At 57.4% G+C, this 13,447-nt stretch carries 11 protein-coding genes; 1 reads left to right on the forward strand and 10 read right to left on the reverse strand.

The window, feature by feature from the left end:
- Positions 1-7: 7 nt before the first annotated feature.
- A complete protein-coding gene (locus tag DQG13_RS26455; RefSeq protein ID WP_113023185.1) occupies positions 8-691 on the reverse strand; it encodes a DUF421 domain-containing protein in 684 nt (227 codons plus the stop codon).
- Positions 692-963: 272 nt separating this feature from the next.
- Here DQG13_RS26455 and DQG13_RS26460 point away from each other — a divergent pair, with 272 nt between their 5' ends.
- Positions 964-1,350: a TIGR04086 family membrane protein gene (locus DQG13_RS26460; protein ID WP_113023186.1), complete on the forward strand. Its 387-nt coding sequence runs from the start codon at positions 964-966 to the stop codon at positions 1,348-1,350.
- A 55-nt stretch (positions 1,351-1,405) separates the two neighbouring features.
- Here the strand turns inward: DQG13_RS26460 and DQG13_RS26465 are convergent, their stop codons facing one another.
- From DQG13_RS26465 to ruvC, 9 genes are all read right to left on the reverse strand, one after another.
- Positions 1,406-4,507, reverse strand: a complete 3,102-nt coding sequence (locus DQG13_RS26465) for an ATP-binding response regulator (protein ID WP_181593011.1) — start codon at positions 4,505-4,507, stop codon at positions 1,406-1,408.
- Positions 4,504-5,643, reverse strand: coding sequence for a response regulator (locus tag DQG13_RS26470; RefSeq protein WP_181593012.1), 1,140 nt, complete (start codon positions 5,641-5,643; stop codon positions 4,504-4,506). The genes DQG13_RS26465 and DQG13_RS26470 overlap by 4 nt, the downstream gene beginning before the upstream one ends.
- 122 nt (positions 5,644-5,765) lie before the next feature.
- Positions 5,766-6,122 (reverse strand): preprotein translocase subunit YajC, encoded by a 357-nt coding sequence (yajC, locus tag DQG13_RS26475; RefSeq protein WP_258525878.1) that lies wholly within the window; start codon positions 6,120-6,122, stop codon positions 5,766-5,768.
- 73 nt (positions 6,123-6,195) lie between these two features.
- Positions 6,196-7,329, reverse strand: coding sequence for a tRNA guanosine(34) transglycosylase Tgt (gene tgt, locus DQG13_RS26480; RefSeq protein ID WP_113023190.1), 1,134 nt, complete (start codon positions 7,327-7,329; stop codon positions 6,196-6,198).
- 59 nt (positions 7,330-7,388) lie between these two features.
- Complete coding sequence (gene queA, locus DQG13_RS26485; RefSeq protein ID WP_113023191.1) at positions 7,389-8,450, reverse strand: tRNA preQ1(34) S-adenosylmethionine ribosyltransferase-isomerase QueA; 1,062 nt, start codon at positions 8,448-8,450, stop codon at positions 7,389-7,391.
- Positions 8,451-8,455: 5 nt separating this feature from the next.
- Positions 8,456-10,573 carry a SpoIID/LytB domain-containing protein gene (locus tag DQG13_RS26490; RefSeq protein ID WP_181593013.1) on the reverse strand — a complete coding sequence of 706 codons (2,118 nt, stop codon included), beginning with the start codon at positions 10,571-10,573 and terminating at the stop codon, positions 8,456-8,458.
- 19 nt (positions 10,574-10,592) lie between these two features.
- The gene (ruvB, locus tag DQG13_RS26495) at positions 10,593-11,600 is read right to left on the reverse strand and encodes a Holliday junction branch migration DNA helicase RuvB (protein ID WP_113023193.1); all 1,008 of its coding nucleotides are present in this window, start codon (positions 11,598-11,600) and stop codon (positions 10,593-10,595) included.
- Between the two features lie 105 nt (positions 11,601-11,705).
- Positions 11,706-12,353: a Holliday junction branch migration protein RuvA gene (gene ruvA, locus DQG13_RS26500; protein ID WP_113023194.1), complete on the reverse strand. Its 648-nt coding sequence runs from the start codon at positions 12,351-12,353 to the stop codon at positions 11,706-11,708.
- A complete protein-coding gene (ruvC, locus tag DQG13_RS26505) occupies positions 12,350-12,853 on the reverse strand; it encodes a crossover junction endodeoxyribonuclease RuvC (protein ID WP_113023195.1) in 504 nt (167 codons plus the stop codon). Before ruvC ends, ruvA begins: the two co-directional genes overlap by 4 nt.
- Positions 12,854-13,447 lie beyond the last annotated feature (594 nt).

Genomic DNA, 13,447 nt, shown 5'->3' on the forward strand with positions numbered 1-13,447 from the left:
CCGAATTTTACCGCTTCTTATCCAGAAACAGCACGCCCTTATGATCCACAGAGCAGAAAAATACCTCCTTGAAGTCCTTGACCCCCCGCTCCTGAAGCTTGCTCTTCAGCCAAAAGCGGGTTTTGCCCAGCTGGGATAAATTCTGGTCCTGGACCTTGCCGTCCATAATCAGGGGCAGAGGCAGCCCTTCATAGCGGATGGTATCAAGGGGGTCCGGGGGAGCTTCCTCCTGGCGCTTCTCCTGGGGCTTTTCCACGACGGTCAGCTTGCCGGAGGTTTCCAGAATGGCAAATTCCACATCGGCCACATTCATAATCCGGTTCTGCCGCAGCTGGACGATCAGGTCGTCCAGATTGTACCGCTGCTTCTTCATTTCCGTCCGGTCCAGCTTACCGTTCTTAATGAGGTAGCTGGGAGAGCCGTCCAGCATCTCCCTTGCCTTTTGGCTGTGCAGGGAAAGCTTGGCCGTGCCGATCTGAATCAGGACCAGGGTGGCGATGGGAACCAGCCCATGAATCACGGGTTTGCTCAAATCATCGATAATGAATACGGCAATTTCTGCGATGATGATGGAAATGACCAGATCAAAGATGGACAATTTGCCGATTTCCCGTTTTCCCATCAACCGCATGGTGAGAAAAACGATGATATACACCAGCACCGTCCGCCAAAAAAGCGGCATAATCTCCATGGTCTGCCCCCCTGACATGTTCCGTGATAAATGGTAGTTTGACTCTTCCCAAAATCCCTCATACACGGCGGGAAGCCCTCAATTATTGCCAACGAAAGGCGGTACCCAAGCCGTCTGCCCCATACTTGTACTATTTGGCCTGCTTGTTCAATAGAATGAAACAAAGAGAGGTTTACAAGCTTGGGCTTACGATACCGGCTTTCTGACGAAAGCCCTAAGCTTAGGCTTACGATGCCGGCTTTCTGACGAAAGCCCTTAAGGAGGAATGGAAAATGAATTTCAAGCAAGTGGGACAAGTGGGCTCCGGCTCTCCCATGCTGCGGGGATTGCTGTTTGCCTTTGTGGTGATGGCCATCGGCGCGTTGGCCGCGTCAGTGGCGGTGACGGCAGGCGATCAGGGAGAGGACGCCCTTCCCGTTTATGCGTGGATCATCCACGGCCTCTCCGTATTGGTCGGAAGCTTTGCCAGCGGCCGCCGCTCCGGGGTAAAGGGCTGGTATCACGGCGGGCTTCTGGGGCTGTTATACAGCATCATTGTGCTGATTATCGGGTTTTTGAGCTTTGACAAGGGGCTGGATTGGAGCGTGGTCCTGTTTGCCGCGGCCGCTTTTTTGGTGGGAGCTGCAGGCGGTATCGCCGGGGTAAACACCAAAAGATAGCCTAGTTTCCCCTGCACACAAAAAAACAAGGATGGCGGACCAAGGTCCTCCATCCTTATATTTGCTCCTGCATATCGGCTACCTTCTGCGCGTGGACTGTGAAGGAAACCGTCGTCCCCTGGCCAAGCCGACTTGTCACGGTTAACCCGCTGCCGTACCGTTTTCGGAGCCTCCGGTCCGTGTTCATCAGCCCCACACCCTTGCGTTCCGGAGAGGATGATGGCTGGAGAAGGGCCGCGCATTGAGCCTGGTCCATACCGGCGCCATTATCCTCCACCTCCACATAAACCGACTCCCCCCTGCGCCGGATTCGGATGGCGACCTTCCCGCCTTTGGAGCGGGGCAGGATTCCATGCTTCACCGCATTTTCCACCAGAGGCTGAATGCTGTACGGAGGAAGCATAACATCCATAATGTCCTCCTCCTCTTCCAGCTCCCACTCCACCAAAAGACGCTCCCCGAACCGCTCCCGTTCAATATAAAGGTAGGCCTTCACCAGCTCCAGCTCATTGCGGAAGGGAACGGCATCTCTGGTATTGAGAAAGTCAAAGCTGATCCGCAAATATGAGCTGAAGGCCTCGATCATCATACACATGCGCTCCACATCCATACGCCCCAGCGCAGAGATGGAGTTCATGGCATTGAACAAAAAATGAGGTTCAATTTGGGCCTGAAGATAGGCTCCTTCCAGCTGCAAAAGCTCGTCCATGGTCCGCTTCAGCCGGGTCAGCGCCTGCACGCGGCTGCGGAGCTCCAGCGGATTGACAGGTTTGGCCACGTAATCATTGGCCCCCGCGCGGAAGCCTGCCAGAATATCCTCAGGGGTGCTGCGGGCGGTCAGCAGGAGAATGGGAAGCTCCAGCAGAGAATAACGGGCGCGCAGGACAGCGGCAAGCTCATAACCGGACATGCCCGGCATCATCACGTCGGAAATCAGCAGATCCCAGGAGCCCTCCTCCATTTTCTCGAGGGCCTCCCGGCCCCCTCCGGCAGTCACAATCCGGTATTGGTCAGGGGCCAGCACGCTGGTCAGCACCTTCAGGTTCACGGGATCATCATCCACCATCAGCACCCGGGGCCTGCCGGCCTGCTCCGTTGGCTCCTCCAAGTCGGCGGCTGCCTCAACAAAGCCGGCTGCGGACGAAGCCTCCCCGTCGGGAAGCGGCCGGTAAAGCCCGGGAGTATTGCCCGCCGTAGAGGCAAGCGGCAGACGGAAGGAAAACACAGTCCCCTTCCCCGGGGAGGTTTTCAATTCCAGCTTGCCGCCATGGAGCTCAACCAGCTTTTTGCTGATGGACAGGCCCAAGCCAAAACCCCCTTCTCCGGCTCCGCGGCCGGACTCTCCCTGTTCATACGCGTCAAAGACTCTTCTGGCAGTATCCTCATCCATGCCTGCGCCCGTGTCCTGGACTGCCAGCTCCGCTTCCTTGCCGGCAATTCGGGCCGTAACCGTAACCGAACCTGCCTCGGTGAACTTCAAGGCATTGTGGATCAGGTTGACCAGAATCTGGATCAGCCTCATTTCATCAGCCAGCACCGGAGGAAAATCGGACGGGATGGAGGCATGGAGCCGCACCTGCCTTTTCTCCGTCAGATAAGCCAGCATGTCCATCACCCCCGCCGCCACAGGCTGCAGGGACACCGCAGCAAGCTGCAGGCTGACTCCCTTGCTCCGCAGCCGCGCCTGCTCCAGAAGATCATTCAGCATCAGCGTCATCCTGCCGCCGATGGTCAGGAGTAGCTCCAGATTCCGCACACTTTCCGCGCTGATGGTCTTCCGCTCCGTTTCCAGCAGGGTCTGGGCAATGTTTATGATGCCGTGGAGGGGATTGCGCAGCTCATGGGAGGTGTTGGCCAAAAATTCATCCTTGCGCCGGTCCTCCTGCTGGAGGCGCACGGCCAGCTCCTTGGCCTGCTCCACTTTCCGGAAATACTGCTTCATGGCATATGCCGCCAAACTGAAAAAGGTCACGGCCAGATCAACCGGATAGAAACCCATATATGAAGTGGATTGGTTTTTGAAATAGCTCCAGAACAGGTTTGAAATCATGCTCACCCCGGACAGAAGCAAAAAGAAGCTGTCCTCTTTGCCTTTGCGCAGAGCCATTACTATGACGGCGAGAACGCCCAGCAGGAACCCCAGGGACAAGCTCTGGTTCAGGGGAACCAGTTGGGCCACGGTGCGAGCCGGAAGGAGGGTTGATGCAAGCATCCACAACCAGAACACCTTCATCATAATCCGGTAACGGCGGTTTACCTTGTCCGGAAGCAGCAGTCTGAAGTAAAAATCAAAGCATGTTCCCGCCAGAACCGGCGTCAGGAACCATGTCGCCTTGATTATTCCTCCATAAGACAGGGGGACCGGATTCAGTCCGAGCATATCGTCAGAAAGGAACAGAATGCCTGCTCCCATGGCCAGACTAATCAAAAAGCTCAGCAAGAGTTGGGAACGGGTCCTCAGCAGATAGATCATGAATACCGTCAGAATAATGGAAAGAAGCAAAGTGAGGATAGCGCCCTGCAGCATCAAATCCGTTGCCTGTTCATGTTGAACGGCGGTTCCGGTGCCAAAGCGAACAGGCTTGGTAATGCCTTCCTCGAAGTGGCTGGTGCTGACTGCGGAGACCTGAAGCATTATCTCCAGTTCATTGCCCTTTGGTGCAAAAAAGGCTTGGTACGGCATCACTCCGGAGACAAAGCTTTCCGCCTCCTCCGACGGCTGTCCAGATCCGCCAAGATACTGGCCGTCCACATAAAGGGCCGAGCCTTGCTTGACCTCCTTCAACGAAAGCCCCAACATCCCATGTTCCCCTTCAGGCAGCAGAATCCGCAGACGGTAGGTTCCATACCGGTAAGTCTTGCCGTCTTCAAACCGCTCCTTGCCCCACAAGCCGGGAACCTGCACCACAATCCGGGAGAGGGCAGGCTCCGCCTCGGGCTCCACATGCTCCAGCAGTTGGGAGGGATAGAACTCCCATTCCCCGTCCAGATTCATAGTGCGGCCGTCGGGCAGCCCGTACGGACGCAAATCCAACACTCCTTTTTGCGCGGGAGGATCATGGGGCTGGCTGCGGACAATCAGCCACGTCATCCGCACACCTGCCAATACCAGCAGGAACAAAACAGCCAGCAGCACCATTTTACGGTAAGCATTCATACGCTGTTTTTCTCTCTCCGGGTATCGTACCATTGGAGCACCTTAGGCGACAGCCGTACCCCCAAATCGTCCTCCAAATTGCGCTTCAGCTCCGCAAAACAAGCCTCCGTTGCGGCACGGTCCCCCACACGGTCATACAGCTTCATAAGGGATAAATATCCCTCCTCATAATAAGGATTCAGCTCCAGCACACGCTTCAATAAGGTGACTGCCTCCGGCAGCAGCCCGTCCTGCAGATAGGAATCCGCCAGCTTGGACGCATGGTGGAGCCAGATGACCCGCAGCCGTTCCCGCTCCCCCTCCGCCCACAGGTAGTCGGATGCGCTCAGATACTCTCCCCGGTACATATCAAACAGCTTTTGGTGCAGAGACCGGTTATCCGCATGAATTTCCTCCGCGCAGCGGACGCCCGCTTCCCACTCCGCCGCGTCCAGCTTCACCTTATCCGCGTCCAGCGTATATCCCTCGCCGCTGCTTGCATTCTGAAGCCGAATATCCAACGATGCCTGCTTTAGGCATTGCTTGATCTGATAAATGGTGGTATACAGGTGGGTGGAGCCTTTTTTATGATCAAAATCAGGCCACAGCAGCTGCAAAATCTCATCCTTGCCCACAATCCGGTTCCGGTGGTGAAGCAAATACAAGAACAGCTCCTGGGCCTTGGTTGTTCGCCACTTTAAGGGCTGCGGCGCCAAGCCGTCTCTGGAATAAGCAACCGACCCCAAAACATGAAGCAGCATACTGCCCGGCGCCGGTCCTTCCGGGGCATTGCGGCTCAACCGCTCCTGCAGGCGATGAACGGTTTTGGCCAGCCTTGCCTTGGATATCGGCTTCAGGAGATAATCCAGGGCGTTGATGTCGAAGGCCTCCAGCGCATAATCGCCATGTGCCGTGACGAACACAATATCCGTTCCCGGGATTGCCTGCTGGATCAGCTCCGCCGTGTGCAGGCCGTTCATTTCGGGCATGTGAATATCCAGAAACACCACATCCGGCTGCATGACGGAAGCCAGCTCAAGGGCCAAGGCGGAGTCCATGGCCGTTCCCGCCACCTTGATGTCGGGATAAGCGGCCAGCAAGTTTTCCATTTGAAAAAGCGCCAGTTGTTCATCATCGGCAAGCAAAGCCCGTATCATCGCAATCCTTCCTTTCTCTCCCGATTCTACCATGGAAGAGGCATATCTGCGACTGGAACGTTTCTAATCTTGCCGCCGCCAAGCAAAAAAAAGGAGCCTTTCGGCCCCTTTCATACAGTTCCTTAGTCCTTAATCTCGCCGTCAGCCTTCTTCTCTTCCTTCTTTTCCAGAGTGGAAGGAGCGGCTTGTACTACATTGTTGATGGCCGAGCGGTCAAAGGTCAGCTTGGTGACATCATTGACGCGGAGCACCACAGTATCGTCGGTAAGCTCCAGGATGGTGCCGTGCAGTCCTCCGATGGTGGTGATTTTGTCGCCTTTTTTGATACCGGCCAACAGCATGTTGCGAGCCTTTTGCCGCTTTTGCTGCGGGCGGATCATCAGGAAGTACATGATCGCAAAAATGGCGATGAACGGAACGAAGGTGACCAGCAAGCCGGCTCCTCCTGCTGCAGCTTGTTCTTCTGCAAGATAAAACACGCGGATTCCTCCCATTTTCAATTAGTGATGTTGCGGTTTATGTATGTGCTTTCATTAAACCCGATTCCAGCAATCAGAAGCCCCGGCCGTTTTCGTTCATGCCGTACATTTCAAAAAATTCGTCCCGGAAATCCAGCAGTCTGTCGTCCCGGATGGCCTGGCGCACAGAGCGCATCAATTCCAGCAGGAAATGAAGGTTATGGTAGGTGGTTAACCGCAGGCCGAAGGTTTCATCCGCCTTGATCAAGTGGCGGATATAGGCGCGGGAATAGTTGGTGCAGGTGTAGCAGCTGCATTTGGGGTCAAGGGGTCCGAAGTCCTCCGTAAACCGGGCATTGCGGATCACCAGTCTGCCTTCGCTTGTCATGCAGGTGCCGTTGCGGGCAATCCGGGTGGGCAGCACACAATCGAACATGTCCACGCCGCGGATGGAGCCTTCGATCAAGGCATCCGGGGAGCCGACGCCCATCAGATAACGGGGCTTGTTGGCCGGCAGAACAGGCGTGGTGTACTCCAGCATCTCATACATCAATTCCTTGGGTTCGCCGACACTGAGTCCTCCAATAGCATACCCCGGGAAATCCAGTGAAGTCAAATCGGCAGCGCTCTGCTTCCGCAGGTCCTCATACATGCCCCCCTGCACAATGCCGAACAGGGCTTGATTCTTGGTGTTTTCATGGGCCTTCAGGCAGCGCTCCGCCCAACGGGTGGTCCGCTCCAGAGACTGCTTGGCATATTCGTGGGTGGCCGGAAACGGCGGGCATTCGTCGAAGGCCATCATAATGTCGGAGCCCAGGGCGTTTTGGATCTCCACCGCCTTTTCGGGAGACAGGAACAGCTTGTCCCCGTTCAGGTGGGAGCGGAAGGCCACGCCCTCCTCCGAGATTTTGCGCATGTCGCTTAGGCTGAACACCTGGAAGCCGCCGCTGTCCGTCAGAATCGGGCGGTCCCAGTTCATGAACTTGTGCAGACCGCCTGCCTGGCGGATAATCTCATGGCCGGGACGGAGAAACAGGTGATAGGTATTGCTCAAAATGATATGGGCATCCATGGCCTTGAGCTCCTCGGGGCTCATGGTCTTTACCGTGGCCAAGGTGCCTACGGGCATAAAAGCCGGAGTTTCAATTACCCCGTGGGGGGTGTGCACCCGGCCCAGGCGGGCGCCGGATTGCTTGCAGGTTTTGATATGTTCGTATGTGACTGCCAATAGCCTCTTCCTCTCATCTGGGAATAACTTGGTCCAAGCCAAAGGCCGGATAAGTTCTCCTAATAAATAAACATGGCGTCGCCGAAGCTGAAAAACCGGTAGCGCTCCTCCACTGCCTGGCGGTACGCCTCCATAATATGCTCCCTGCCGGCAATGGCGCTGACCAGCATCACCAATGTGGATTTGGGCAGATGGAAATTGGTCAGAAGAGCATCCACCGCCAGCACGGTCACTCCGGGGTAGATGAAAATATCGGTCCATCCGGAGCAAGCCTCGAAACGGATGGCCTCCTCCCCTTCCCGCTTAAAGCGCCTTGCCGCGGTTTCCAGGGTTCTGGCGGAGGTGGTGCCCACAGCCACCACCCGTCCCCCCGCCGCCTTGGCGGCGTTGATGGCTGCCGCCGCAGCCTCGGGCAGCTCGTAATATTCGGCGTGCATGGCATGGCCCTCCACCGTATCGGCGGAAACCGGGCGGAAGGTGCCCAGGCCCACATGCAGGGTGACAGTGGCGATTTGAACCCCCTGCCGCTGCAGCCGGTCCAGGAATTCCCGGGTAAAATGAAGACCGGCAGTAGGCGCAGCCGCCGAACCCTCATGACGGGCATACACCGTCTGATAGCGGTCCCGGTCCTCCAACTGTTCTTTGATATAAGGGGGAAGGGGCATTTCGCCCAGCCGGTCGAGGATCTCATTAAAAATCCCCGTGTAGTGAAACCGGATGATCCGTGCGCCCATCTCGCCCTCCTCTTCAATCACCGCCGCAAGCGGCGGCTTCCCGTTTTCCTCCTGGCCAAAATGGAGGACTGCGCCCTTACGCAGCCGTTTGCCGGGTTTGGCCAAGGCTTCCCAGCGGTCCTCCCCCAGGGATTTCAGGAGCAGAAGCTCCGCCTTGGCCCCGGTATCGGCCTTATGGCCGTACAATCTCGCCGGAATCACCTTGGTGTCGTTCAGCACCAGAAGATCGCCCGGGCGCAAAAAATCAGCCATGTCCTCAAAGCGGCAATGGCCGATTTCTCCGGTTCGTTTATTCAACGCCAGAAGGCGGGAGCCCGTCCTCTCCAAGAGGGGAGTCTGGGCAATCAGCTCTTCCGGCAAATCAAAATCAAACAAATTGACATCCATTCCGTTCATTCCTTCGTCAGGGTTACGCCGTCATAATAATAGGCGAGAATTTGCTTGTAGTCATAGCCCTTTTCGGCCCAGCCTCTTGCGCCCCACTGGGATAAACCCAGGCCATGGCCGTTGCCGGTGCCCTTGATGGTGTACATGGCGGTTGCTGCGCCGCCCGCCGTGTAGCTTACCTTGCCGTCCCCGTTCAGCGCAAAATATGAGGAGGCATTGACCGGCTGGGCTTGTCCGCTTGCCGTCAAGGCATACAAAGCCGTCCCATTGGCAGCGGAGGAAACCGCTCCGCCTGCTCCTTGTATAGTATACCCTCCGCTGCGCTCAATTTCAAACCGCGTGCTGGGCACTCCGCCCAATACGGAACGGTAGGCGTCGGGAGTGGATACGGCTACAGGCTTTCCGTTGACCGAGAGCTCCGTCACCCGGCCGGAAGCGCCCCGTTGGGTGACCTCCAGGCTTGTGAGGGGGCCGGTGATGGGTTCGCTTAAGGTTTTGTTCATCAGGGCCAGCAGCTCGCCGCTGTCATAAGGGCCGCGGAACCAGGAATAGGAATTGGATTCCCGGGCTTCATCAAACACCGTTACCTTGTCCCCTTGGTTCAGCTTGGCCACCGCCGGATTTTTGGCATTGTCCACGTAAGGCTCCTTGCGGGCGTTGACAGCATTATCGGTAATTTGGTAAACAGGCAGCCCGGCGCTGTTTTTGGTTCCCGTATTCTCCAGATAATCGGAGTGGATATACGCCACCTGGCCGTCAGGCAGCACCCCTCTCCTCCACAGGGCCTTGGCCTTCTCCGCCCCGTCGTCGGGACTGGGACCCACGGACAGATAAGATACCGTATTGCCCCAGACATCGGAGCCGTCGCTGGTCATTCCTCCCGCATTGGCGGAAAAGAGAGCCAGAATGGGGCCGTTTTTGTCCTTCAGCACCTCTCCTGCAGTTGCGTTCACCGCAGCGATGGAATCGGCGTCCTCGTTGCCGTCGTAAACCTGATCCAGGTTGGTATCGGAAACATGGGCAATTTCGTATTTGATCCCGGAGGCCTTGGCATAGCTCCGGGCCGCCACAGCCTGGGCCTTCAGGGCTTCGGCGGGCCAGCCCTTGCCCATTTCCCCGCTGACCACGGAATACAGATACTCTTCCAAAGTCAGCTCGTTGATCACGGCCAGCTTATTGTTATGGTAGGAGATCTCGGCCTTGCCCCGGTACGTCCGGTTGAACTTCTCAGCCACAGCGAATTCGCCCTTTTTGGGGGTCACGTCCAGCTTCACGTTTTGTACAGGGAACAGCAGCAGGGAGGCATTGGCGGCTCCGTTTTCGGAGGAGGTTGCGTCCTGCCTGACGGCCGCATAGGGCTTGGACGTATCCGCCGTCGCCAGTTGAACAGCCGGCTGGGACTTGAGCACGTTCAGCTTCAGGGCAGCCAGCGCCTCATTGTCCGTTTCCGCCCCAAGCCATACCTCATAGGCTGCGGCGGCGCCGGTTTTGGCCGTGAGAGCCACTGCCGTTTCGAAGCCCTTGTTGGCAAAAGCAGCCCGGGCCTTGTCCGCCTCCGCCTGGCTGGCATAGCTGCCCGCGACGAGCCGGAAGGGGCCTTGCACCTGCGGCGAGGAAGACATCAGGGCCAATGCAGGCTGGAGCTTCAGAGCGGCCAGGGCGCTTGCCGCCGCCGCTTTGGTGGCGTAGTCTCCCGCCACCACCTGGTAGGACGGTTTCCCGTTGCGGGTTTCCGTCAACAGGAACACGGGCTGGACAGCGGACGCGACCTGATCCTGCAATGTTTTGGCTTGGGTAAAATCAGCCGTCTCCAGCAGCTTCAGCCGAAATTGGTCGCCCGCTGCGCGGACCGTGTTGGCGGACAAGGCGTCCGCCGGCAGCGGTACAGTGCCTGCGGCGGACCGGAGAGCGGCGGTCAATCCTTCCGGAGAGGATATGGTGACAGAGGCGGCGGCGGATTTAAGCTTGCCGGCTTCCAGCATCAGCGCCACCCGGATGGTTTCCGCTCCGGCGGCGGCTTCTGTTGCGGCTTTAACCGGCGTTGCGGGAGCCAGAAAAGCGGGGAGCGTGGCGCTGAAGGCCAGGAATGCGGCAGCGGCAAGGCCGATAACAGGCTTCATCATGATGCAGGTTCTCCTTTCACTATTTGTCATCCGGCGGCGTGATGCCCAGATGGGCATAAGCCAAACGGGTGGCGGTTCTCCCCCGGGGAGTCCGCTGGATAAATCCCAATTGGAGCAAATACGGCTCGTACACATCCTCGATGGTCTGGCTTTCCTCGCCGATGGTGGCGGCGATGGTATCCAGGCCAACGGGGCCGCCGTTGAACATGCGGATAATGGCTTCCAGCATTTTGTAGTCGATATGGTCCAGGCCCCGGTCATCCACCTGAATTTGCTTCAGGGCCATTTGGGCCAGCTCCAGGGTGATGATGCCGTCGCCCTTCACCTGGGCGTAATCCCGGACCCGCTTCAGGAGCCGGTTGGCGATCCGCGGCGTGCCCCGGGAGCGTTTGCCCACCTCACGGGCCGCTTCCCCGATAATCTGCGCCCCCAGAATGTCCGCTGTCCGGGAAACGATAAAGGTCAGCTCGTCCTCGGTATAATATTCCAGGCGGCTGACCACCCCGAACCGGTCCCGCAGAGGCGCCGACAGCAGCCCCGCCCGGGTGGTGGCGCCGATAAGGGTAAATTTGGGCAAATCCAGCCGTACGGAACGGGCGCTGGGGCCCTTGCCAATAATAATGTCCAAAGCAAAATCCTCCATGGCCGGGTACAGCACCTCCTCCACCGTCCGGTGAAGCCGGTGAATCTCGTCCACGAAAAGAACATCGCCTTCCTGAAGATTAGTGAGAATGGCGGCCAGGTCTCCCGGACGCTCAATGGCCGGGCCGGAGGTGGTGCGGATGTTTACGCCCAGCTCATTGGCAATAATGGCGGACAGGGTGGTTTTGCCCAGCCCGGGCGGCCCGTACAGAAGCACATGATCCAGCGATTCCTTGCGCTGCTTGGCCGCTTCAATATATACCTTCAGGTTCTCCTTGACCTGAGCCTGGCCGATATACTCCGCCAGATAGCGGGGACGGAGGCTTAGCTCCATCACCTGGTCCTCCATCATAAAATTGGCGGAGATAATCCGGTCCTCCTCCATGCTTTCTCCTCCCAAGGGTCAAACCGCTCTATAGCGATGCCTGATGTTGTCGCGTAATAATCTGTCCGGGAACATTAGCGTCCCCGCTTGAAGCCAAGCGGCCGACTACCCCCGGAACAACGCCTGGAGCGCCAGCTTCACCATCGCCTCCGCCGAAGCGCCTTCTCCCGCCTTCTCCAGCACCTGCGGCCATACCCGGTCCGCCTCCGGCTCCGTATAGCCAAGGGACATTAGCGCCTCCTTGGCCTCCAGCCATTCCCGGGAGCCATGTCCCGCTGCGGTTGGTTTGCCCGGCTTTGCCGAGAGGGCTCCGCTTCCCGCAGCCGCTGCTGCGGCGGAAACGGCCATAGGCAGATCGGCCAGCTTGTCCTTCAGGTCCAGGATAATCCGCTGGGCGGTTTTTTTGCCGATGCCGGGAAGCTTCATCAGGAAGCCCAGATTCTCCTGGTAAATCGCCCCCACCACCTCATCGGGCCGTCCCGCCGACAGAATGCCCAGAGCCACCCGGGGACCGATGCCGGATACCTCCAAAAGCCGCCGGAACAGGGACTGCTCCTCCCTTGAGGTGAACCCGTACAGCTGGACGGCATCCTCCCGGACATGGTAATGAATGTACAGCATAACCGTCTCTTTCTCTTGGGCGGCGACGGCATAGGGGTTGGCGCAAAACACCCGGTAGCCCACTCCCTGCACATCCAGCACCACAAAATCCGTATCCGTAAACGCGAGTGTCCCCCGCAGAAAATCGATCATGATTTGAATGCTCCGTTCAATTTTTGAGTTAACGTGCAGGAATGGGCATGGCAAATGGCAACGGCCAGGGCATCCGCCACATCATCGGGCTTGGGCGCAGCCTGAAGCTTAAGAAAAATCCGCACCATCTCCTGCACCTGCTTTTTCTCCGCGTTGCCGTACCCTACCACCGCCTGCTTCACCTGGAGAGGCGTGTATTCCGCCACCGGTATGCCTGCCTGGACGGCGGCCAGAATAATAACCCCTCTGGCTTGCCCAACCGTGAAGGCCGTGGTCACGTTGCGGTTGAAAAAAAGCTTCTCCACCGCCATAGCCTCCGGCTTGTATGTATCGATAAGCTGCACGGCAGCCTCATATACCTGCTTCAGGCGCAAACCCGGATCGGTGCCCGCCTCTGTCTGGATGGACCCGAATTGAACGGGTGTTATTCTGCTGCCTTCTTTGTCGATGAACCCGAAGCCCGCAATGGCGATACCCGGATCGATTCCCAGAATCCGCACGAGAGTCCTCCTGTCAAAATCCGCCGGTTGCAGGCGAACATATGTATTCTTTCTTTGACATTATAGCAGATTATGAGAGGCTTGAGTACCTGCCGGAGAATCAATTCGGGTCAAATATGCGGATGGCCGGGCGGACCGGACAGGTAGCTTCTCCACTCATTTCTCTTCTGGGGGGCAGGCTGGGCATGATGATGGGCGCCCTCTCTTTGCGGATAGTCAGACGGATGTTTCTCAGGATAGCGGAAGCCAATTTTCCTCTATTTGCGCCGAGCGGCTGCTTTCGAGAGAATAAGGACAGTCTAATTTCCGCTATCAGTCCCCAAGTCGGGAGTTGTGATAGAGAAACAGCTTAATAGAGGAAAATAGCCTTCCGCTATTGCCAAATTCGCCTGCTCTAACAGGAAATAGCGGAAATTCACTTTCCGCTATTCCGAATACGCGGTGCGTGGTGGAAACGGGGGCCCTCTCCCTTTCCTCAGATAACGGAACGGTATTTCCGCTAATTGGGCCCCACGAACAAACTGACTGGAATAGTTATAATGAACGAAACCGACATCCAGTTTGCTTCAACGTAGGTTAATTTGGAAATAATGG

This window comes from Paenibacillus sp. YN15 (assembly GCF_003285005.1).
GTDB lineage: Bacteria > Bacillota > Bacilli > Paenibacillales > NBRC-103111 > Paenibacillus_AR.

Excerpts from the sequence above, each read along its gene's own strand:
- DQG13_RS26490 (WP_181593013.1), bottom strand. The coding sequence starts at position 10,573 with ATGATGAAGCCTGTTATCGGCCTTGCCGCTGCCGCATTCCTGGCCTTC.
- queA (WP_113023191.1), bottom strand. The coding sequence starts at position 8,450 with ATGGATGTCAATTTGTTTGATTTTGATTTGCCGGAAGAGCTGATTGCC.
- DQG13_RS26460 (WP_113023186.1), top strand. The coding sequence starts at position 964 with ATGAATTTCAAGCAAGTGGGACAAGTGGGCTCCGGCTCTCCCATGCTG.
- ruvA (WP_113023194.1), bottom strand. The coding sequence starts at position 12,353 with ATGATCGATTTTCTGCGGGGGACACTCGCGTTTACGGATACGGATTTT.
- DQG13_RS26455 (WP_113023185.1), bottom strand. The coding sequence starts at position 691 with ATGGAGATTATGCCGCTTTTTTGGCGGACGGTGCTGGTGTATATCATC.
- DQG13_RS26465 (WP_181593011.1), bottom strand. The coding sequence starts at position 4,507 with ATGAATGCTTACCGTAAAATGGTGCTGCTGGCTGTTTTGTTCCTGCTG.
- ruvB (WP_113023193.1), bottom strand. The coding sequence starts at position 11,600 with ATGGAGGAGGACCGGATTATCTCCGCCAATTTTATGATGGAGGACCAG.
- DQG13_RS26470 (WP_181593012.1), bottom strand. The coding sequence starts at position 5,643 with ATGATACGGGCTTTGCTTGCCGATGATGAACAACTGGCGCTTTTTCAA.